The sequence below is a fragment of the Stutzerimonas stutzeri SDM-LAC genome (genome assembly GCF_000235745.1).
GTDB lineage: Bacteria > Pseudomonadota > Gammaproteobacteria > Pseudomonadales > Pseudomonadaceae > Stutzerimonas > Stutzerimonas stutzeri_H.
On record NZ_AGSX01000049.1, the window covers coordinates 1 to 20631 of the forward strand.

General features: G+C 60.3%; 14 protein-coding genes, 1 tRNA gene and 1 pseudogene. 11 read left to right on the forward strand and 5 right to left on the reverse strand.

Translation table 11 applies throughout. The features are described 5' to 3' along the window. Positions 1-156: 156 nt before the first annotated feature. Positions 157-243: transfer RNA gene (locus PSTU_RS0105920), tRNA-Leu, on the reverse strand. A gap of 204 nt (positions 244-447) precedes the next feature. Here PSTU_RS0105920 and rnr point away from each other — a divergent pair. The 10 genes and pseudogenes from rnr (at position 448) to PSTU_RS0105970 (ending at position 13413) form a co-directional block, all read left to right on the forward strand. Beyond that, complete coding sequence (gene rnr / locus PSTU_RS0105925; protein WP_019340125.1) at positions 448-2982, forward strand: ribonuclease R; 2535 nt, start codon at positions 448-450, stop codon at positions 2980-2982. After that, complete coding sequence (rlmB, locus tag PSTU_RS0105930) at positions 2979-3734, forward strand: 23S rRNA (guanosine(2251)-2'-O)-methyltransferase RlmB (RefSeq protein ID WP_019340126.1); 756 nt, start codon at positions 2979-2981, stop codon at positions 3732-3734. Before rnr ends, rlmB begins: the two co-directional genes overlap by 4 nt. A 189-nt stretch (positions 3735-3923) precedes the next feature. Then, positions 3924-6088: pseudogene (locus PSTU_RS20500) on the forward strand (PAS domain-containing protein). A gap of 180 nt (positions 6089-6268) precedes the next feature. Further along, positions 6269-6691, forward strand: a complete 423-nt coding sequence (gene rpsF / locus PSTU_RS0105940; RefSeq protein WP_019340127.1) for a 30S ribosomal protein S6 — start codon at positions 6269-6271, stop codon at positions 6689-6691. 28 nt (positions 6692-6719) lie between these two features. Then, positions 6720-6950, forward strand: coding sequence for a 30S ribosomal protein S18 (rpsR, locus tag PSTU_RS0105945; RefSeq protein WP_019340128.1), 231 nt, complete (start codon positions 6720-6722; stop codon positions 6948-6950). A gap of 34 nt (positions 6951-6984) precedes the next feature. After that, on the forward strand, positions 6985-7878 hold the full coding sequence (locus PSTU_RS0105950) for a hypothetical protein (RefSeq protein ID WP_019340129.1): 894 nt from the start codon (positions 6985-6987) through the stop codon (positions 7876-7878). A 20-nt stretch (positions 7879-7898) separates the two neighbouring features. Further along, positions 7899-8345 (forward strand): 50S ribosomal protein L9, encoded by a 447-nt coding sequence (rplI, locus tag PSTU_RS0105955; protein WP_019340130.1) that lies wholly within the window; start codon positions 7899-7901, stop codon positions 8343-8345. Between the two features lie 110 nt (positions 8346-8455). Next, positions 8456-9850: a replicative DNA helicase gene (gene dnaB / locus PSTU_RS0105960; RefSeq protein WP_019340131.1), complete on the forward strand. Its 1395-nt coding sequence runs from the start codon at positions 8456-8458 to the stop codon at positions 9848-9850. Between the two features lie 80 nt (positions 9851-9930). Continuing rightward, positions 9931-11010 carry an alanine racemase gene (gene alr, locus PSTU_RS0105965; protein WP_019340132.1) on the forward strand — a complete coding sequence of 360 codons (1080 nt, stop codon included), beginning with the start codon at positions 9931-9933 and terminating at the stop codon, positions 11008-11010. 111 nt (positions 11011-11121) lie between these two features. Then, the gene (locus PSTU_RS0105970; RefSeq protein ID WP_019340133.1) at positions 11122-13413 is read left to right on the forward strand and encodes a YgiQ family radical SAM protein; all 2292 of its coding nucleotides are present in this window, start codon (positions 11122-11124) and stop codon (positions 13411-13413) included. A 48-nt stretch (positions 13414-13461) separates the two neighbouring features. On the opposite strand, the gene PSTU_RS22155 is transcribed toward PSTU_RS0105970, so the two are convergent. Further along, positions 13462-15426 carry a methyl-accepting chemotaxis protein gene (locus PSTU_RS22155; protein ID WP_019340134.1) on the reverse strand — a complete coding sequence of 655 codons (1965 nt, stop codon included), beginning with the start codon at positions 15424-15426 and terminating at the stop codon, positions 13462-13464. A 46-nt stretch (positions 15427-15472) separates the two neighbouring features. Then, positions 15473-17086, reverse strand: a complete 1614-nt coding sequence (locus PSTU_RS0105980) for a response regulator (protein WP_019340135.1) — start codon at positions 17084-17086, stop codon at positions 15473-15475. A 217-nt stretch (positions 17087-17303) separates the two neighbouring features. Here PSTU_RS0105980 and PSTU_RS0105985 point away from each other — a divergent pair, with 217 nt between their 5' ends. Beyond that, positions 17304-18359 carry a DUF2333 family protein gene (locus PSTU_RS0105985; protein ID WP_019340136.1) on the forward strand — a complete coding sequence of 352 codons (1056 nt, stop codon included), beginning with the start codon at positions 17304-17306 and terminating at the stop codon, positions 18357-18359. A 39-nt stretch (positions 18360-18398) separates the two neighbouring features. Here the strand turns inward: PSTU_RS0105985 and PSTU_RS0105990 are convergent, their stop codons facing one another. Next, a complete protein-coding gene (locus PSTU_RS0105990) occupies positions 18399-19739 on the reverse strand; it encodes a sigma-54-dependent transcriptional regulator (protein WP_019340137.1) in 1341 nt (446 codons plus the stop codon). A 109-nt stretch (positions 19740-19848) separates the two neighbouring features. Continuing rightward, the coding region (locus tag PSTU_RS0105995; RefSeq protein WP_019340138.1) for a sensor histidine kinase at positions 19849-20631 on the reverse strand (783 nt) is incomplete at its 5' end.

The window sequence follows — 20631 nt, forward strand, 5'->3', positions numbered from 1 at the left end:
TTGCCATCGCTAGGACCTGAACCTAGTGCGTCTACCAATTCCGCCACCTGGGCACATTGCGATGATTGCTCATCGACTTCTGTCGATTGCTGGTCGAGGCCGACATGCCTCGTGTCTATGAGACTCTCGCCATTGGCAGGAATTTCATCAAGTAAATGGTGCCCAGGAGAAGACTCGAACTTCCACGGTGTTGCCACCGCTAGGACCTGAACCTAGTGCGTCTACCAATTCCGCCACCTGGGCACTGCAAACGATGATACTTCGTCGTTTCCGTGTTACAACGTCTACCAGACATTGTGGGCGCGAACTATACGGGCGAGGTTATGCCTTGTAAAGCCCCGTCCAGGAAAAATAATTCGCGCGAAAGCTGCCGCCGGGCGGCGTTTCGCGCTTCAATAGATATAGGGCGTTCTGCCTCTATAAATGAATGAAAGGTGACATCTCTTAATGGCCGATTGGCAATCCCTCGACCCCGAGGCCGCACGTGAAGCGGAAAAGTACGAAAACCCCATCCCTAGCCGCGAACTGATCCTCCAGCACCTGAGCGAGCGCGGCTCGCCAGCGGCGCGTGAGCAGTTGGTGGAAGAGTTCGGATTGTCCTCCGAAGATGACATTGAGGCTCTGCGCCGCCGTTTGCGCGCGATGGAGCGTGACGGGCAGCTGATCTATACCCGGCGTGGCACCTATGCCCCGGTAGACAAGCTGGACCTGGTATGCGGACGTGTCAGTGGTCACCGAGACGGTTTCGGCTTTCTGATTCCCGATGACCGCAGCGACGACCTGTTCTTGAGTCCGGCGCAGATGCGTCTGGTATTCGATGGCGACCGCTGTCTTGCGCGCGTGGCTGGGCTTGATCGTCGCGGCCGCCGTGAAGGTGCGATCGTGGAGATTATCGGGCGGGCGCACGAGACCATAGTGGGCCGCTATCAGGAAGAGAATGACATCGGTTTTGTAATGGCCGATAACCCGAAGATCCAGCAGGAAGTCCTGGTTACGCCGGGCCGTTCCATGAATGCCAAGCCCGGTCAGTTCGTCGAAATCAAGATTACTCACTGGCCAACTCAGCGGTTCCAGCCCCAGGGCGATGTGGTCGAGGTGATCGGCAACTACATGGCGCCCGGTATGGAAATCGACGTGGCGCTTCGCAGCTTCGATATTCCGCACGTCTGGCCGGATGCGGTAAAGCGTGAAGCCGCCAAGCTCAAGCCGGAAGTCGAGGAGAAGGACAAACAGAAGCGCGTCGACCTTCGCCACTTGCCGTTCGTGACGATCGACGGCGAAGATGCCCGTGACTTCGATGACGCCGTCTACTGCGAGAAGCTCAGCGGCTGGAAGCTGTTTTCCGGTGGTTTCCGCCTGTATGTGGCAATTGCTGATGTCTCGCATTACGTCAAGGTCGGCTCTGCACTGGATATGGAGGCCGAGGTGCGTGGCACCTCGGTGTATTTCCCCGAGCGGGTTGTGCCAATGCTGCCCGAAGAGCTGTCGAATGGGCTCTGCTCGTTGAATCCGCATGTCGACCGCCTGGCGATGGTCTGCGAGATCACCCTGAGCAAATCCGGGAAGATGACGGATTACCAGTTCTACGAAGCGGTCATCCATTCCCACGCGCGGCTGACCTACAACAAGGTCAGCAGCATGCTGGAGCAGCCGTCTTCAACCGAAGGTAAGCGCCTCGTAGGTGAGTACGGTGAGGTGCTGCCTCATCTCAAGCAGTTGTATGCGCTGTACAAGATACTGCTCAAGGCGCGGCATACCCGCGGGGCAATCGATTTCGAGACGCAGGAAACCCGCATTGTTTTCGGTGCAGGGCGCAAGATTTCGGAAATCAAGCCAACCGAGCGCAACGATGCGCACAAGTTGATTGAGGAATGCATGCTCTGCGCTAACGTGGCCACTGCGCATTTCCTGCAGGACCATGAGATTCCGGGCTTGTACCGTGTGCATGATGGTCCGCCACTGGAGCGCCAAGAAAAACTCCGTGCATTTCTCGGCGAGCTGGGCCTGACGCTGCACAAGGGTAAGGAGGGACCGACGCCCAAGGATTACCAGGCATTGCTTGAGCACATCCAGGGTCGTCCCGACTTCCACGTGATCCAGACGGTGATGCTGCGTTCTCTCAGTCAGGCGGTCTACAGCCCCGATAATAACGGGCATTTCGGTCTGAACTACGAGGCCTATGCACACTTCACCTCGCCGATTCGCCGCTATCCCGATCTGCTGATTCATCGGGCGATCCGCAGCGTAATCCGCTCCAAGCGCGACACCTCGCACGTCCGCCGGGCGGGCGCGACCAGCATGCCCAAGCCGCGCATCTACCCCTATGACGAGGCTGCACTGGAGCAGTTGGGCGAGCAATGCTCGATGACCGAGCGCCGCGCTGACGAAGCGACCCGTGACGTCGTCAACTGGCTGAAATGCGAGTTCATGAAGGACCGCGTCGGTGAGAATTTCCCCGGCGTCATAACCGCCGTGACCGGCTTTGGCCTGTTCGTCGAGCTGACCGATATCTACGTCGAAGGGCTGGTACACGTGACGGCGATGCCGGGCGATTACTACCACTTCGATCCGTTGCATCATCGCCTGTCCGGCGAGCGCAGCGGTCGCAGTTTCCGTCTTGGCGACAGTGTCGAGGTGCGCGTTATGCGTGTCGACCTGGATGAACGCAAGATCGACTTCGAGTTGATCGGCGGTGGCAGCAAAACCGGAATCGGCGAGCGAGGTGCCTCTGACGGCCGCGGCGCGCGCAAGGACGGTCGTAGCAAGAAGAGTACCGATGCACCTTCATCGAGGGGCCGGGAGTCGGTCAGCGATGACGTGCGCAAGAGTCGTGAGATGAAAAAGGCGCTGCTGAGCGACGCCAAGGCAGGCAGTCCCTCGAAGAGCAAGCCCAAGCGCAGTAGCTCGAAACCGAAGGCAGGCGGCAAGGCGGCGCCAAAATCCGAGGGTGCTGCGCCCCGTAAGCGTAAGGCCAAGCCATGAGCGATCTGGAAAAGGTCTATGGCCTTCACGCCGTCGAGGCGTTACTTCGCCATCATCCCAAGCGGGTCAAGCAGGTTTGGTTGGCGGAGGGGCGTGATGATCCTCGCGTGCAGAGCTTGCTTCAGTTGGCTGCCGATTCGAAGGTAAGAGTCGGCCAGTGCGAGCGCCGTGAAATGGACGCCTGGGTCGAGGGCGTACACCAGGGCGTGATCGCTGACGTCAGTCCCAGCCAGGTCTGGGGCGATGCCATGCTTGAGGAGCTGCTTGATCGCACTGAAGGCGCGCCTTTGTTGCTCGTGCTCGACGGCGTTACAGACCCGCATAATCTGGGAGCCTGCTTGCGTACTGCCGATGCGGCAGGTGCACTGGCGGTGATCATTCCCAAGGACAAATCCGCCACGCTGAACGCTACGGTGCGCAAGGTGGCCTGCGGTGCCGCGGAAGTCATTCCGCTGGTCGCTGTCACCAATCTGGCCCGAACGCTGGAGAAACTGCAGCAGCGCGGTCTGTGGATCGTGGGTACGGCTGGCGAAGCCGAGCAGGAGATCTACGATCAGGATCTCAGCGGACCGATCGTCATGGTGATGGGCGCCGAGGGCAAGGGCATGCGGCGCTTGACCCGTGAGCACTGTGATTTCCTGGTGCGCCTGCCCATGGGGGGGAGTGTCAGCAGTCTCAATGTCTCGGTCGCCACCGGGGTATGTCTGTTCGAGGCACGGCGTCAGCGCCGTGCAGCTCGCCCCGCGCGCTAGTGTCCGCTTGCCTGGGCTTGTCCCGTTAGGAACATTGACCTGCAGCGGAAACGGATCGTTTTCGCTGCGGTCAATTGTCCGTTCTGAATCTGACGCTAGATCGTCACTTTTTGGTTTGGCTGGGCGTCGGGTAGTTCTGGCGCCAGCTCATGATCGTAGCCAGCGCCAGGCTCGCATCACGGAGGTGGTATGCCGCAACGCCCTTCTTTCGAGGCCCTGTTCAGGATTTCGCCAAACGCCTACCTGCTGCTCGATCCCGATCTGGTGATCCTGGATGCAAACGCGGCCTACCTGAAGCTCACCGCTCGCAGTCTCGAAGAGATTGCCGGGCGGCGCATCCAGGACGCGTTTGCGGCCGATCCGCAATTTCCCGAATCAACCCATGTCGATGAACTTCTCGACTCGTTTGCTCGGGTTCTGCGTACCAAAACGGTGGATACCTTGCCCGTGATCCGCTATTCGATCGCCGCCAGCTCCAGCAGCGGTGCGACCTATGAGGACCGCTATTGGAGCGCGACGCATACGCCTTTGCTCGATGACCAGGGCGAGGTCTTCGCCATCCTGCAGCACACCGTGGATATTACCGAGCTGCACCAGTTGAAGGGTTCCATGCGCTCGACTGAACCCGCTGGTCAACCGGCGCAGCAGATCGAGGCGGCGATCATCTCCCGGGCGCGATTCATTCAGGATGAAGGCAATCAGCTGCGTCGGTTGTTTGCGCAAGCGCCTGGTTTCGTCTGCTTTCTGCGTGGTCCCGAGCATGTATTCGAGCTGGTCAACGAGGCGTATCAGCAACTGACGGGGCACCGCCAGTTGCTCGGCAAGCCGTTGCGTGACGGGTTGCCCGAGCTCGAAGAACAGGGCGTCATCGCGCTGCTCGATGAGGCCTATCGCACCGGCGAGCCCTATACCGATAGAGGCTGCGAGCCTTGTTGCATCGCCGCCCAGGCGCCGAGCCGGAGGAGGTGTACGTCGATCTCGTGTTTCAGCCAATCATCGAACGCGACGGCCGGACGTCCGGTATTTTCGTGCTTGGCAGCGATGTTACTGAGCAGCATCGCAGTCAGCAGAAGCTGCAGGATTATCAGGAGCATCTCGAGGAGTTGGTGCGTGAGCGCACGCGCGAATTGCTGGACAGTGAATCCGCGCGCCGAGCGGCGCAGGCGGCGCTGATGCAGGCGCAAAAGCTTGAGGCTGTTGGCAAGCTGACCGGCGGGATCGCACATGATTTCAACAATATGCTGCAAATCATCGGCGGCAATCTGCAGCTGTTGCGACGCAACATGAGCGATGACGAGACGGCCCAGCGGCGACTGGAATCCGCAGTTGGTGGTGTAGAAAAGGGCGCTCGGCTGGCTTCGCAGCTATTGGCCTTCGCCAGCCGTCAGTCATTGCAGCCGCAGTCGGTGGATGTCGGTGAGTTGCTGGGGCAGATGAGCGAGTTGCTCAGCGGTGCCTTGGGGCGTGCAGTGCAGGTTGAAGTCGATGTCGCTTCGGGTCTGTGGCCGGTGTTAGCCGATGTCGGCAACCTGCAGGCGGCGATACTCAACCTGGCTGTCAATGCGCGCGATGCGATGGGCGGCGGCGGCAACCTCTGTGTGCGCCTGCGAAACCGCCACCTGGACGCCACTCAGCTTGCCGGGCAGCCTAGTGCCGAGCCCGGTCCGTACGTGGAACTCGCGGTCATCGATGAAGGAGAGGGCATGCGCCCGGAAATCCTTGAGCGCGCGTTCGAGCCTTTCTTTACCACGCGCAAAGACAGCGACGCGTCCGGTCTCGGTTTGAGCATGGTTTATGGCTTCGTCAAGCAGAGCGGCGGATTCGTCGTGCTGGAGAGCGACGAAGGCAAGGGCACGTCGGTTCGGATCTACCTGCCGAGCCGGGTTGCGCTGGGTGAGCAAGGCATGCGTATGGCGCCAATACCCGAGCAGCGCGACCCGGCAGCAGGTTCTCCCGAGCAGATCGAGCCGACGTCCATGTCAGGTTTGAGGATCCTCTTCGTTGAGGATGATCCGACCCTGCGCATGCTCACCGGCGAGGTCATGGACGAGCTGGGGCACCAGGTCAGCCTATGCGAGTCGGCCGAGGCTGCGCTGAAGCAGCTCGAGCAGCATCCATTTGATGTCTTGCTTACCGATATTGGCCTGGCTGGCATGAGTGGCATCGAACTGGTTCGCGAGGCCAGGGCGCGCGATGCCGCCCTGAGTGTGGTCATTGCTTCGGGCTACGCCGTCGATGCGCGGGAAGTGGGGCTGGATGACCTGCGTACCATGCTCAAGCCCTACGATATCCATCAGGTCAGGTCGCTGCTCGAAAGCATCCAGGCCGAGCGGACCATCGGCGGGCGCGGCTAATGCTTGCTGGTTAAATATTCACCAAATCGCCTTGCGTGGTTGTCCCGGCTTCTCTAGAATTGCGCCCCTTGCCCGGATGGCAGGCGTTTGCGCGCCTCTCTGGCTGGCAAGTCAACATAACTGATTCACTCCTTGCCTGATCCGCGTGGTGCGGCAGGCTGCAACCCGTAAGGAGCAACAATGCGTCATTACGAAATCATCTTTCTGGTCCACCCCGACCAGAGCGAGCAGGTTGGCGGCATGGTGGAGCGTTACACCAAGCTGATCGAAGAAGACGGTGGCAAGGTTCATCGTCTGGAAGACTGGGGCCGTCGTCAGCTGGCTTACGCCATCAACAACGTTCACAAGGCTCACTACGTGATGCTGAACGTCGAGTGCAGCGGCAAGGCACTGGCTGAGCTGGAAGACAACTTCCGCTACAACGACGCCGTCATCCGTAACCTGGTCATTCGTCGCGATGAAGCCGAGACTGAACAGTCCGAGATGCTGAAGGCTGAGGAAAACCGTAGCGAGCGCCGTGAGCGTCGTGATCGCCCTGAATCTGACTCTGCCAATGAAAATGACAGTGACAGCGACAGCCGCGATAACAACGCTGACGAGTAATCCACGGACCTATTGAGGAGCCTATTTCATGGCACGTTTTTTCCGTCGTCGTAAGTTCTGCCGTTTCACTGCAGAAAACGTGAAAGAGATTGACTACAAGGATCTCAACACGCTGAAGGCCTACATTTCCGAAACCGGCAAGATCGTCCCTAGCCGTATCACCGGAACCAAAGCACGCTATCAGCGCCAGCTGGCTACCGCTATCAAGCGCGCCCGCTTTCTGGCCCTGCTGCCCTACACCGACAGCCACGGCCGTTAATCGAACTGTTGGACAGACGTAAAGGATAAATCGCATGCGCGCCCTGGCTGAGTTCATCATGCGCGGCCGTATGCAGGCAATTGTTGTAGTGGCTGGCTCTGCGGCGCTGCCCATGTTGTTCTGGCTGTCCGCTGCGGCAGGAAGCCTGGTGTTGCTGCGTCGCGGGTTGAACGACGCACTGGGCGTAGTGGTTTGGGCTTTATTGCCTGCCTTGGTCTGGTGGTACTTCGGTGATCCGCGGACGTTGCTGGTACTGCTGGGATCGTTCGGGCTAGCGCTGCTGTTGCGCAGCCAGAGTTCCTGGTCTCGTGTGATGTTGTGCAGCGTAGGGCTCGGGGTGTTGTACGCCTGGGCGCTGGGAATGGTTTTCGGCGAACCCATTGCGGCACTCGCTACCGAGTTGCAGAAAGTGCTACCCGACATGCTGTCGGATGCCTATCAGCAGCTTTCGGTGGAAGAGCAGGCGCGCTTGGGGGCATTGCTGGCTCCGGTTCTGACCGGTTTGTTGGCAGGGCTACTGCAGATCACCACGCTGCTCAGTCTGATGCTCGGGCGGTACTGGCAAGCGTTGTTGTACAACCCGGGTGGCTTCGGTCTCGAATTCCGGTCGCTGCGTTTTTCAGCGTTGCCTGCGGTGGTGTTGTTGACGGGCATGCTGCTGGGACCAAGTCTCGGTGTGCAGGTCGCGATGCTGGCGCCGTTGTGCAGTGTTCCGCTGGTCTTCGCGGGTATCGCGCTGATGCACGGGCTGGTGGCAAGGAATCGGATGTCTCGGTTCTGGCTGGTGGGGCTCTACGTCACGCTGGTGCTGTTCATGCAATTGATTTATCCGTTACTGGCCGTTATGGCCATTGTCGACAGCTTGTTTGATTTTCGCGGTCGGGCATCTCGTGATGATGATGCGGGACCTGCGAACGGTGAAGGTTAAGTTAAAGAGGTAAGACTCAAATGGAAGTCATCCTGCTGGAAAAAGTCGCAAACCTGGGCAACCTGGGCGACAAGGTAAACGTCAAGTCTGGTTACGGCCGCAACTACCTGCTGCCGCAGCGCAAGGCGACTGCTGCAACTGCGACCAACATTGCCGAGTTCGAAGCTCGCCGTGCTGATCTGGAAAAAGCGGCTGCCGAGCGTAAGGCTTCTGCCGAAACTCGCGCCGCTCAGCTGGCCGAACTGGAAGTCACCATCACCGCTACCGCGGGCGATGAGGGCAAGCTGTTCGGTTCCATCGGCACTCACGACATCGCCGACGCACTGACCGCCTCTGGCGTTGAAGTGGCCAAGAGTGAAGTCCGTCTGCCGAACGGCACCATCCGCCAGGTTGGTGAGTACGACGTAGCTGTGCACCTGCACACCGACGTCGAAGCGACCGTCAAGCTGATCGTCGTCGCTGGCTGATAGCGGCTATCGTCTGGCACCTCTGGTGCCTGACGGTTACCATCGGGCACGTTTCCACGCGAGTGGGACGTGCCCTTTGTTTTTCTGAATGCCAAAGAATTCCGAGAGCCATGAACGACATCAGTGTGCCCCAGCAGTACGACCTGGAAACCGCAGCGCTCAAGGTGCCGCCACATTCCATCGAGGCCGAACAGGCCGTGCTGGGCGGCTTGATGCTGGACAACAATGCGTGGGAGCGTGTGCTGGATCAGGTCTCGGATGGCGATTTCTACCGCCATGATCACCGACTGATCTTCCGCGCCATTTTTACCCTTGCCGAGCGAAACTCTCCCTTCGATGTCGTGACACTCTCCGAGCAGTTGGATAAAGAAGGGCATCTGCCTCAGGTCGGTGGGCTGGCCTATCTGGGTGAACTTGCCAAGAACATCCCATCTGTAGCCAACATCAAGGCCTACGCGCAGATCATTCGTGAGCGCGCGACATTGCGCCAGCTGATCGGCATCAGCAACGAAATTGCCGACAGCGCTTATGCGCCGCAGGGGCGCACGGGAGACGAGATCCTCGACGAAGCCGAACGGATGATCTTCCAGATCGCCGAAGCGCGCCCCAACACCGGTGGGCCGATCGGGATCAATGACATTCTGGTCAAGGCCATCGACCGGATTGACTCGCTATTCAATGCCGGCGAGGACATTACCGGGCTTTCGACCGGCTTTGCCGATCTGGATGAGGCCACCAGCGGTCTACAGCCCGCAGATCTGATCATCGTGGCCGGTCGTCCTTCAATGGGCAAAACGACCTTCGCGATGAACTTGGTAGAGAACGCTGCCTTGCGTTCCGACAAGGCGATCCTGGTGTTCTCGCTGGAAATGCCCGCCGACTCCATCGTGATTCGTATGCTGGCTTCCCTGGGCCGGATCGATCAGACCAAGGTGCGGACCGGTAAGCTCAGCGATGACGACTGGCCGCGGTTGACCTCGGCGGTCAACCTGCTCAACGACCGTAAACTGTTTATCGACGATACGGCCGGTATCTCGCCTTCGGAAATGCGCGCGCGTACACGACGTCTGGCCCGCGAGCATGGCGAAATCGGCATGATCATGGTCGACTACCTGCAGTTGATGCAGATTCCCGGTTCCAGCGGCGACAACCGGACCAACGAGATTTCCGAAATCTCCCGCTCGCTGAAAGGCCTGGCCAAGGAATTCAACTGCCCGGTGATTGCACTGTCGCAGCTCAACCGTTCCTTGGAGCAACGGCCCAACAAGAGGCCAATCAACTCGGATCTTCGTGAATCAGGGGCCATCGAGCAGGACGCCGACATCATCATGTTCGTCTACCGGGACGAGGTGTATCACCCCGAAACGGAGTACAAGGGCGTCGCCGAAATCATCATCGGCAAGCAGCGTAACGGTCCGATCGGCACCACGCGTCTGGCGTTCCTCGGTAAATACTCCCGCTTCGAAAACCTGGCGCCCGGCAGTTATCAGTTCGATGACGAGTAACCGGCAAACGCACGCCCGCTTGCGGGCCTGAGGGAAAGCGCCGGACAATAACGGCTCACTCCTCTCCTGAAGGGATTTCCATGCGTCCCCTGGTTGCTACGGTCGATCTCGCTGCGCTTCGTCACAACTATCAGCTAGCCAAGCAGTGCGCTCCAGGGCGCAAAGCCTTCGCCGTGGTCAAGGCGAATGCCTATGGGCACGGTGCGCCCGCGGCGGTCGAATGCCTGCGCGGATTAGCGGACGGCTTCGCCGTAGCATCGCTGGAAGAGGCGGAGCAGGTTCGGTCGGTCGACGCGAGCGCAAGGTTGTTGCTGCTCGAAGGCTGCTTCGAACCGAGCGAGTATGCCGCAGCGGCCGCGCTGGGGTTGGACGTTGCCATTCAAGGCGAGGCTCAGCTGGATGCGTTATTGGCGGCGGACATCGAGCGGCCCCTGAATCTGTGGCTGAAGCTCGACTCCGGCATGCACCGCTTAGGCTTCAGCGCCGATGCATTGCGTCGCGCCCACGCCCGCCTGCAAGGGGCTCATCAAGTCGCAGAGCTCAACCTGATGAGTCATTTCGCCTGTGCCGACCAGCGGGGGAATCCGCTCAATGAGGCGCAGCTGGAGCAGTTCTCCGGTTTGCTGGATCTCGCCTTCGACAATCGCTCATTCGCCAACTCCGCCGCTGTGTTGACCCTGCCTGCTGCGCACATGGATTGGCTGCGCCCCGGAATCATGCTCTACGGCGCTTCGCCTTTTGCCGAGCTGAGCGCTGAAACCCTGGGGCTGAAGCCCGTGATGACGCTGACTGCTTCGATCATCGCGATCCGCGATGTTGCGGCTGGTGAGAGTGTTGGCTATGGCGCTGGTTGGGTCGCTCAGAGGGCGTCGCGTATCGCCACGGTCAGCTGCGGTTATGCCGATGGGTATCCGCGTACGGCACCGCCCGGCACCTGTGTCTCGATCCTTGGGCAACGGGCCCCGCTGGCTGGCCGGGTCTCGATGGACATGCTTGCTGTCGATATCACCGATCTGCCGCAAGCGGGTCTCGGCGATGCGGTCGAGTTGTGGGGCAGGGAGATCGCAATCGATGAACTGGCGCAGGCCTGCGGCACCATCGGATACGAGTTGCTGACCAAGGTGACCCAGCGAGTACCGCGGCGTTATATCAACGGATGAGCGCCGTTTCGCCTGCGCGATAGCGGTAAAAGGCCGACCATTGTGGTCGGCCTTCCTGATCATTTTTTGTGCTATATTCCGCGCCCGTTTTCGCTGCCCCGGTTTCTAGCCATGCACGCTGCCAAACCCCTGTTCGACTACCCAAAGTACTGGGCCGAGTGTTTCGGTCCGGCGCCATTCCTGCCAATGAGCAGGGAGGAGATGGATCAGCTCGGCTGGGATTCGTGCGATGTGATCATCGTGACCGGGGATGCCTATGTCGACCATCCGTCGTTTGGCATGGCAATCATCGGGCGCTTGCTCGAAGCCCAGGGGTTTCGCGTTGGCATCATCAGCCAGCCGGACTGGCAGAGCAAAGACGCCTTCATGAAGCTCGGTCAGCCAAATCTTTTTTTTGGCATCGCCGCGGGCAACATGGACTCGATGATCAATCGCTATACGGCTGATCGCAAGGTTCGATCGGACGACGCCTACACCGCCGGTGGCGAGGCGGGTAAGCGACCCGATCGCGCGAGTCTGGTCTACAGCCAGCGCTGCAAGGAAGCCTACAAGCATGTGCCCGTTGTGCTGGGCGGCATCGAAGGTTCGCTGCGTCGCATTGCGCACTACGATTACTGGTCAGACAAGGTGCGCCGCTCGATCCTCATGGACGCGACGGCGGACATCCTGCTCTATGGCAATGCCGAGCGTGCCATCGTTGAGGTCGCCCAGCGCCTGGCACGCGGCGAGCCCATCGAACAGATAACCGATGTGCGTGGCACGGCGTTCGTACGCAAGGACTCGCCCGAAGGCTGGTTCGAGATCGATTCGACTCGTATCGACCGGCCGGGCAAGATCGACAAGATCGTCAACCCTTACGTTAATACCCAGGACCAGCAGGCCTGCGCGATCGAGCAGGAGAAGGGCGCGGGGCTGACCGACGATCCCAATGAGGCCAAGGTCGTGCAACTCTTGCCCAGCCCGAAGATCGAGCGCGACAGGACCGTGATCCGTCTGCCTTCGTTCGAAAAGGTGCGCAACGATCCGGCGCTGTATGCCCATGCCAACCGCGTCCTGCATTTGGAGACCAACCCCGGCAACGCCCGCGCGCTGGTGCAGCGTCACGATGACCGCGAGCTGTGGCTAAACCCACCGCCGATCCCGCTCACCACCGAGGAAATGGATTACGTGTTCGCCGCGCCCTACGCGCGCGTGCCGCACCCGGCATACGGCGGGGCGAAGATCCCGGCGTACGAAATGATCCGCTTCTCGGTCAATATCATGCGCGGCTGCTTCGGTGGTTGCACCTTCTGCTCGATCACCGAGCATGAGGGGCGCATCATCCAGAGCCGGTCGCACGAGTCGATCCTGCATGAGATCGAGGAGATGAGAAGCGTGCCGGGATTCACCGGCGTGGTTTCCGACCTCGGCGGTCCGACCGCCAACATGTACCGTTTGGCCTGCAAGAGCCATGACATCGAGAAGCACTGCCGCAAGCCGTCCTGCGTATATCCCGGCATCTGCGAAAACCTCAATACCGACCACAGCTCGCTGGTCGAACTGTACCGCAAGGCGCGTGCTCTTCCCGGCGTGAAAAAGATCCTGATCGCCTCAGGTCTGCGCTACGACCTCGCGGTCGAGTCGCCCGAGTACGTCAAGGAACTGGTCACCCACCATGTCGGCGGTTACCTGAAGATCGCGCCCGAACATACCGAACGCGGCCCGCTGGACAAGATGATGAAGCCTGGGATCGGCAGCTACGACCGGTTCAAGCGGATGTTCGAAAAGTATTCGAAGGAAGCGGGCAAGGAGCAGTACCTGATTCCGTACTTCATCGCTGCGCACCCGGGCACCACGGATGAAGACATGATGAACCTGGCACTGTGGCTCAAGGCCAACGGTTTCCGCGCCGACCAGGTGCAGGCGTTCTACCCGTCGCCGATGGCCTCGGCCACCGCGATGTACCACACCGGCAAGAACCCGTTGCGCAAGGTGACCTACAAGAGCGAGGGTGTGACCATCGTCAAAAGCGAGGAACAGCGCCGGCTGCACAAGGCTTTTCTGCGCTACCACGGTCCCCGAGGCTGGCCAATTTTGCGCGAGGCGCTGATCCGCATGGGGCGCGCCGATCTGATCGGCAATGGCAAGAACCAGCTGATCCCGGCGCACCAACCGGCGACTGAAGGCTATCAGAGCGCGCGACGCAAGAATTCGACGCCGGCTGGCAGCAAGAAGGCTGGCCAGGGCGGCAAGATCCTTACCCAGCACAACGGCTTGCCCCCACGCAGCCACGATGGCAACGCATGGGACAAGCGCGAGGAGGCCAAGGCGGCCGCTGAAGCGCGGCGCAAGGCTGCCGTCGGCGGCGGCAAGCCTGGCGGAAAGGGGCGTAAGCCTTCGCAGCGTCCCGCTGTCCCTCGCTGACCGATAGCTGGCGCCAACCTGAGGGGTCAGCGTTTGTATAAGCCGTGTTCAGCTTCTGAACGCCAGCGTCGCCTGGTTCAGTTCGCTGGCCAGCTGCAGCATCTGACCGCTCTGTTCGCGGCCACGGCTGATGTGCGTCAGGTTGCTGTCGCCGAGCTGATGGATACGTTCGCTGTGGCTACGGATTTCGCTGACCGCTTCGCTCTGCTGGGCGGTGGCCAGCGCGATCTGTGCGGCCATTTGTTCAATTGAGCCGATGGTAGCCACGATCTGATTCAGTGCCGAATCTGCCGTCTCGGCCAGCTGAGCCGTTTCTTCGGCGTGATTGACCTGGATGCGCATGGCCTGAACCGATTGATGCGCGGCGGTCTGCAAGCTGCCGATCAGCAGCTGGATCTCTTCAGTGGCTCCGCTGGTGCGCTGCGCCAGGGTGCGTACCTCGTCTGCAACGACCGCAAACCCTCGGCCTTGCTCGCCAGCCCGTGCGGCCTCGATCGCTGCATTCAGTGCAAGCAGATTGGTCTGTTCGGCGATCGAGCGGATGACGGTCAGTACTTTGCCGATAGATCCGGTTTCGTCAGCCAGACGCTCGATTGCCAAGGCATTGCCCTGGACTTCGTTCACCAGGTCGTGCAGGCCGGTCAAGCTTCTGCCAATAACATCCTGTCCCTGGGTCACGGCTTGGCCTGCGGCGCGTCCGGCCTCGGCCGTATGGTCTGCATTGGCCGCGACATCCTGAATGGTGGCTTCCAGCTCACCCAGCGCGTCCCGGATCTGCGCCGTGTCGCTGCTCTGACGGCTGGCGCCTTGGTGCAGGTCATCGCTCATTTCCGCCAACCTGCGACTGTTGCCGGTCACCGCCTCTGCATGCTGGCGTAGTGTGCCGACGAGCGTGAGCAGGTAGGTGCGTAACTGATTGAGCGATACGCCAATCTCAATCAGCTCTGGGGTTCTGGAGCGGAGATCGACGGGCTTTTCAAAGTCGCCACCGGCCCAGGCCGAGAGCGCCGGAGCCAGTTGCCCCAGCGAGCGGGTTAGCTGGCGCTGCAGTCGATCAATGGCAAGCGCGACCAACAGGATCAGCGCGATCATGGTGCCCTGGGTCAACCGAACATTGGCCTGGATACGGCCATGTTCGCTGCGGATCTCCGGCTCCAGATCGTCGAGTGCGCTTTGTAGCGTTGCGACTTTCTGCTCGGTGCTGACCCTGAGTTTCAGACGCTGCTCGATCAACCCACGGGTGCGTTGCAGCTCACGCGGATAGCGTGCGAGCAGGCTGGAAAGGTCGCGTTTGAGAGCGATGGCCTGGTCTTCGACGGGCTGCGCCGGGGTTTGTTCGTCGAGGTCCAACAGCGCAGCGAAGGTGCTTGTCGTGGATTTTTGTTCGCTTGTGACGCCGAGCAGCGGCAGGGCTTCGAGCGTTTGCACCTGCTTCGTTACCGCCTGCAGCGCTTGCTCCACCTCAACCGCCAGCTCCTCGTTGCCGCTAGCCGTCAGCTTGGCCCGCGCATGGCTGAGGCGAAGCAGTTGCCGGCTTGCTTCGAATAATGGCTGTTGATACTGGGCCGCAGCTTCATGCTGCGTTTGCGCGGCATAGCGATGCAGCTGCCCCAGTGCGCCTGCTATCTCACGCTCAGCCTGTAATAGCAGGCCTTGCGGATCGCCGGCCAGCTTGCCGGCTGCGAGTAGCTCGGTAGCAGCAAACTGGCGGAGCTGTTCCAGGCTCGGCTGCAGTCGATTGGCGAACGGACCAGGCAGGGCGCTCACGCCTGCCTCGAGCCTCTCGAGCTCGCTCAGGGCGGCCTTGTGGCGCATGGTGTCTCCGCTGCTCAGGTAATCCTGAATATTGCTGGCGACTTGATGCTGGAAGCGCTGGGAAAGGCTCAGGTACTGGCCCATCAGCTGGTACGGGCGCTCCAGCGCCTTCTCCGACCACCAGAGCGTTGCGCCCAGGGCGATGCAGATGGCGACGAGCAGCATGGTGTTCAGCGTGGTAAGTGACTTCAGGCGCATCCTGGCCTCCGGAGTTCTGGAGGCCAGAAGATATGGCTATTTGATGTCAGTCCTGTGACGGCCGGAACCAATCCACCCGATTTCTACCGGCACGTTTCGCGGTATACAGCGCTTCGTCTGCCTGCTGAGTGAGGGATTTGATTTCTGCGTCCGGTGTGAACTCGGCGATGCCGCAGCTGAAAGTGCAGGACAAGTCGACGGGTTGTGCTGGATAGCGGATTTCGGCAAAGCGTTCGCGAATCTCGTCCAGCACCTTTGCGGCGTTCTGCACCGTGGTGTCCGGCATGATCACCGCAAATTCCTCACCCCCATAGCGTCCGATGTGGTCGGTCTTGCGCAAGCGCTGTTTGAGAAACAGGGCGAGGCTCTTGATCACCCTGTCTCCCATTGGGTGGCCGTAGGTGTCGTTGACCTTCTTGAAATGGTCGATATCGATCATTGCGAAACACAGCGGTTGCCCGTCACGGCGGGCACGTGAGCTGGCGTCTTCGAGCAACTGCAGGCTGTGCGTATGGTTGTACAAGCCGGTCAGGCTGTCTCGCACAATTCTGGCTTTCAGGCTGCGGGCCCGCTCGGCGCGGGTGCGTACGGTCGCGATCAGATGGCTGGGCTTGATCGGTTTGGTCAGAAAATCATCGCCGCCTTCGTTCATCGCGTCGAGCTGCTTGTCGAGGTCGTCTTCGGCCGACAGGTAGATGATCGGCACGCTGACGTAGCGCTCATGCTGTCGGATCACCTTGGCGAGTTCCGTACCCATGCATTCGGGCATGTACATGTCGAGGATGATCAGATCCGGCTGGAATTCAGCCAGGTAATTGATCGCCTGGATCGGCTCATTGAGCGTCTGGGTGATGATCCCCGCATTGTTCAAAACCCGCTCGGTGTGGGTCGCCTGGGCACGCGAGTCATCAATGATCAGAACGCGGAACGGTTCGTAATGAGCGGTACGGGTGAAAATCTCGATCTTTTCCAGCAGGCATGAAGCATCGATGGTGCCGGTAAAGAATTCGAGCCCGCCGGCGCGCACGGCCGCCAGTCGCATCGGCGTGTCGGTTTCCTGATGGCTGAAGAAGATCAACGGCAGCTTTTCTTCCAGCCCTTGCTGAATGCGCTCTGCAAGCTGCAGGCCCTCACCGGGGCCATTGAAGTCGACATCCATGACGATCGCAGCCGGGTGCCGCTCATGCATTGCTGCGCGAAATTCGCTGTCACTGGCGAAAGCCTGCGCATTCATGCTGAAGAACTCGAGCTGGCGAACCACATGCCGAGCGCGCTGATTGTCTCCCAGTGCGATGTAGACGGGTTTGCTCAGCGGCGGTACATAGGCGGACTGGCCGCGCGGGTCGCCGTGGCGCAGGCCGGTGCGTGCCAGACGATAGACCAGTTGGCTTAGCGTGGCGATGGTGCTGCTCGACAGTCGTCCGCGATTGTCGCTGATATCGCCCAGGCAATCTTCGATGCCAAGCGCGAGCAGTCGGTGTTCGGTTTGATCGAAGCGCTCGGCGAATTTTCGCAAACGCTGATTGGCATCGGCCAGCGCAGACCGGCAAGTGTCATTCCATTCGCTGCGTTGCAGCTGTTGCCAGACTTCGAGTACCTCCCGCGCCTGGTGAATGACACGTTGTGCGAAGTGCTGTTTGAGTTCTTCCTGGTCCGACATGTCCGGTTCCCTGGCCGCTGCGGCAGTGCTCTCAGAGGCCACTGTGGTGGCTCAATGCTACCACCTATCGGTTCTTTGCAGATGCTCCGTATAGGCGGTCTAGTTCTCATTATGAGGCTCGCTGTCGACCGGCTGCGTTATAGTGGTTCACATGCCGCACGCTCTGCGTGACCGGCGATCGCATCTTTGAAATTTATGACGAGAAGGACAGACGCCCATGTTGGACTGGAAGAATCGCTTCGGCCGCCTCGGCATATCGGGAAATTCAGCCAGGGCGGATGGGCCGACTCGCAATCCGCTACTGCTGGGGCTTGCCCTGTTGATCGGGCTCTACCTGCTCATAGCCCTTTTGGTCGGGTGGTACTGGAGCTCCGAACCTGACCGATTCCCGGTGCAGCAGCAGGTGCGCGAAGCAGCCGAAGCATCCCAGCAGCAGATCGTCAATGGCTACACCACGGTCGAAACCCTTAAGCAGGTTGCGGGCACCTTGCTTGACAAGCCAGGCGGCTATCTGAGTAACGACATCGCTCCGCCCGGTCTGTGGCTGGACAACATGCCAAGCTGGGAGTACGGCGTGCTGGTTCAGGTTCGCGACCTCAGTCGCGCTCTGCGCAAGGATTTTGCGCGTTCGCAATCCCAATCGACCGAAGACCCGGATCTGTCGAAAGCCGAACCGCTGTTCAATTTCGACAACCGCAGCTGGGCCCTGCCGGCCAGCGAATCGGAATACCGTAACGGTATCCGCTACCTCAATCGCTACCTGGCTCGCCTGAGCGACCCGACTGCGAAAGCCCAGTTCTATTCTCGTGCCGACAATCTGAATAACTGGCTTGGAGATGTCGGGACTCGACTCGGCTCTTTGTCCCAGCGCCTGTCGGCTAGCGTCGGGCGCGTGCGTCTGGATGCGCAGCTGGCGCCGGAGCTTGAGCGTGATGGTGTAAGCCCGGTGGTTGAGGAAGAGCGCGTCGAGACGTCCTGGATGCAGATCGATAACGTGTTCTACGAGGCGCGGGGCCAAGCATGGGCTTTGTCGCACCTGCTGCGCGCCATTGAAGTGGATTTTGCCGATGTGTTGGCGAAGAAGAACGCGGCGATCAGCGTCAGGCAGATCATCCGTGAGCTGGAAGCTGCACAGGAACCGCTGTGGAGCCCAATGGTGCTCAACGGTAGCGGCTATGGGGTGCTCGCCAATCACTCACTGGTAATGGCGAATTACATTTCGCGTGCTAACGCGGCGGTTATCGATCTACGCAATCTGCTGTCGCAGGGATAGCGGGCGATCCGCGGCCCTTCGGGGTCGCGGCGTGGATGCTCAATCCAGCCCGAGCTTCTTCAGCCGGTAGCGCATGGAGCGGAACGAGAGCCCCAGCCGTTGGGCGGCGGCGGTGCGATTCCAGCGGGTTTCTTCAAGCGCCTGCATGATCAGCTTGCGTTCGACCTCTTCGAGGTGGTCTTCAAGATTGTCGATCTGCGCCAAGCTGGCTTCGCCATTTTCCGGCATCCCTGGCGTGTCGGACAGACGCAGGTCGCTGGGTTTGATTTCTTCGCCTTCACAGAGCGTGTAGGCCCGCTCAAGCATGTTTTCCAGTTCGCGCACGTTGCCGGGGAAGCGGTAACTCTGCAGCTTTGCGAGCGCATCGGGTTGTAGCCTGGCCGGCGTGTCGCCGCATTCCTGGGCGAGGCGGCGCAGCATTACCTCGGCCAACTGGGCAATATCCTCGCGGCGTTCGCGCAGGGGCGGCACGCGCAATTCGATGACGTTCAGTCGATAGTAGAGATCCTGACGAAAGCGTCCCGCGGCGACTTCGCTGGCCAGATCCTTGTGGGTGGCGCAGAGAATCCGCACATCGACCACGACTTCCTTTGCGCCGCCAACCGAGCGTACGGCCTTTTCCTGGATGGCGCGCAGCAGTTTCACCTGCATCGGTAGTGGCAGATCGGCCACTTCGTCGAGAAACAGCGTGCCGCCATTGGCCGCCTGGAACAGACCTGGTTTGTCTTCCATCGCGCCGGTGAAGCTGCCTTTCTTATGTCCGAAGAACTCGCTTTCCATCAACTCTGAGGGAATCGCGCCGCAGTTGACTGGAACGAAGGGTTGTTCGTGACGCGGCCCTTGTTCGTGGATCAGCCGTGCCACCAGCTCCTTGCCGCTGCCGGATTCGCCACTGATATAGACCGGTGCCTGGCTGCGCGCCAGTTTGCCGATCTGCTTGCGCAACACATTCATCGGCGGTGAGGCGCCAAGCAGACGACTGTCGACCGTCAGTTCGTTGGGATTCGGTGTGCGCAAGCGCAGTGCGGTATTGACCAGCTCGCGCAGACGACCGAGGTCCACCGGCTTGGTGAGGAAGTCGAAAGCACCGGCCTTGAGCGCCCCGATAGCCGTGTCAAGACTGCCATAGGCTGTAATCATCGCCACCGGCAGTTGTGGATAGTGCTGTTGGATGAACTGCACCAGCTCCAAACCGCATCCATCCGGCAGGCGCATGTCCGTGAGGCAGAGGTCGTAGTGCTCGCGAGCGAGGCACTCGCGCGCCTCCTTGAGGTTGCGGGCGCTGCGGGTGTCGAGCTTCATGCGCCCGAGGGTGATCTCCAGGAGTTCACGGATATCGGGTTCGTCATCGATGATCAGCGCTTTCTGGCGGGCAGTCATGGTTCCGGTCTTTGAAAATGAAGATGCGTGATGCGCAATGTTAACGCCACGGGGGTTGCGTTGTACTGCCGTATAGCCGTTGTGTGACCCGTTGCGTCTTAGGCACGCCTCAGCTCAGCTTGCGCGGATGCGCGAAGACGATGCGAAAGCAGCTGCCGCCCTCGTCTCGCTCACGGTAATCCAGCCGTGCCTGATTGCTTTCGCAGAGTTCTCGAGAGATATACAGTCCAAGCCCCGTGCCCTTGTTCTCTGTGGTGAAGAACGGCTCAAAGATGTTCTGCACCTGCTCTGCCGCCACACCTGCGCCATCGTCGAGCACCTCCAGCACGGGCAAGTCACTCGCCTCGTCACGAAAGACTTTTAGCCAGACCTGTGCCTCGCCGTGTTTCTGGCCGCTGTAGCGCAAGCCGTTCTGCACCAGGTTGGTCAGCACTTGGATCAGCTGATTTGGGTCCATGCGGGTCTGCAGAGAACTGCCTTGAGTCTCCACGTGGACAACCTGCTGAGGCGGCAGTGCCTGGCGGAATTCGCTGGCGAAGCGATGCACCCAGTATTTCAGATCCAGCAGTTGCGGTTCGGCCTGGCGACGGCGTGACAGCTGCAGCACATTTTCAATGACCAGATTCATGCGCCGCGAATGATCCTGAATGATCTGGGTAAGGCGCAGGTCTGCAGGGTCCAACACCTCTGATTCCTGCAGCAGCTGGGCCGCATGGCTGATTGCGCCGAGCGGGTTGCGGATTTCGTGGGCAATGCTGGCGGTCAGTCGGCCAAGCGATGCGAGTTTCAGCTGCTGGGCCTTCTGCGCGATCTGCGAGATATCCTCAAGAAATACCAGGGTGTCCTGCTTCACGCCGTGCTGCAGCGTAGCGAAGCTCGGCTGCAGCACGCC

Excerpts from the sequence above, each read along its gene's own strand:
- rnr (WP_019340125.1), top strand. The coding sequence starts at position 448 with ATGGCCGATTGGCAATCCCTCGACCCCGAGGCCGCACGTGAAGCGGAA.
- rplI (WP_019340130.1), top strand. The coding sequence starts at position 7,899 with ATGGAAGTCATCCTGCTGGAAAAAGTCGCAAACCTGGGCAACCTGGGC.
- alr (WP_019340132.1), top strand. The coding sequence starts at position 9,931 with ATGCGTCCCCTGGTTGCTACGGTCGATCTCGCTGCGCTTCGTCACAAC.
- PSTU_RS0105990 (WP_019340137.1), bottom strand. The coding sequence starts at position 19,739 with ATGACTGCCCGCCAGAAAGCGCTGATCATCGATGACGAACCCGATATC.
- rlmB (WP_019340126.1), top strand. The coding sequence starts at position 2,979 with ATGAGCGATCTGGAAAAGGTCTATGGCCTTCACGCCGTCGAGGCGTTA.
- PSTU_RS0105985 (WP_019340136.1), top strand. The coding sequence starts at position 17,304 with ATGTTGGACTGGAAGAATCGCTTCGGCCGCCTCGGCATATCGGGAAAT.
- PSTU_RS22155 (WP_019340134.1), bottom strand. The coding sequence starts at position 15,426 with ATGCGCCTGAAGTCACTTACCACGCTGAACACCATGCTGCTCGTCGCC.
- rpsR (WP_019340128.1), top strand. The coding sequence starts at position 6,720 with ATGGCACGTTTTTTCCGTCGTCGTAAGTTCTGCCGTTTCACTGCAGAA.
- rpsF (WP_019340127.1), top strand. The coding sequence starts at position 6,269 with ATGCGTCATTACGAAATCATCTTTCTGGTCCACCCCGACCAGAGCGAG.
- PSTU_RS0105980 (WP_019340135.1), bottom strand. The coding sequence starts at position 17,086 with ATGTCGGACCAGGAAGAACTCAAACAGCACTTCGCACAACGTGTCATT.
- PSTU_RS0105950 (WP_019340129.1), top strand. The coding sequence starts at position 6,985 with ATGCGCGCCCTGGCTGAGTTCATCATGCGCGGCCGTATGCAGGCAATT.
- PSTU_RS0105970 (WP_019340133.1), top strand. The coding sequence starts at position 11,122 with ATGCACGCTGCCAAACCCCTGTTCGACTACCCAAAGTACTGGGCCGAG.
- dnaB (WP_019340131.1), top strand. The coding sequence starts at position 8,456 with ATGAACGACATCAGTGTGCCCCAGCAGTACGACCTGGAAACCGCAGCG.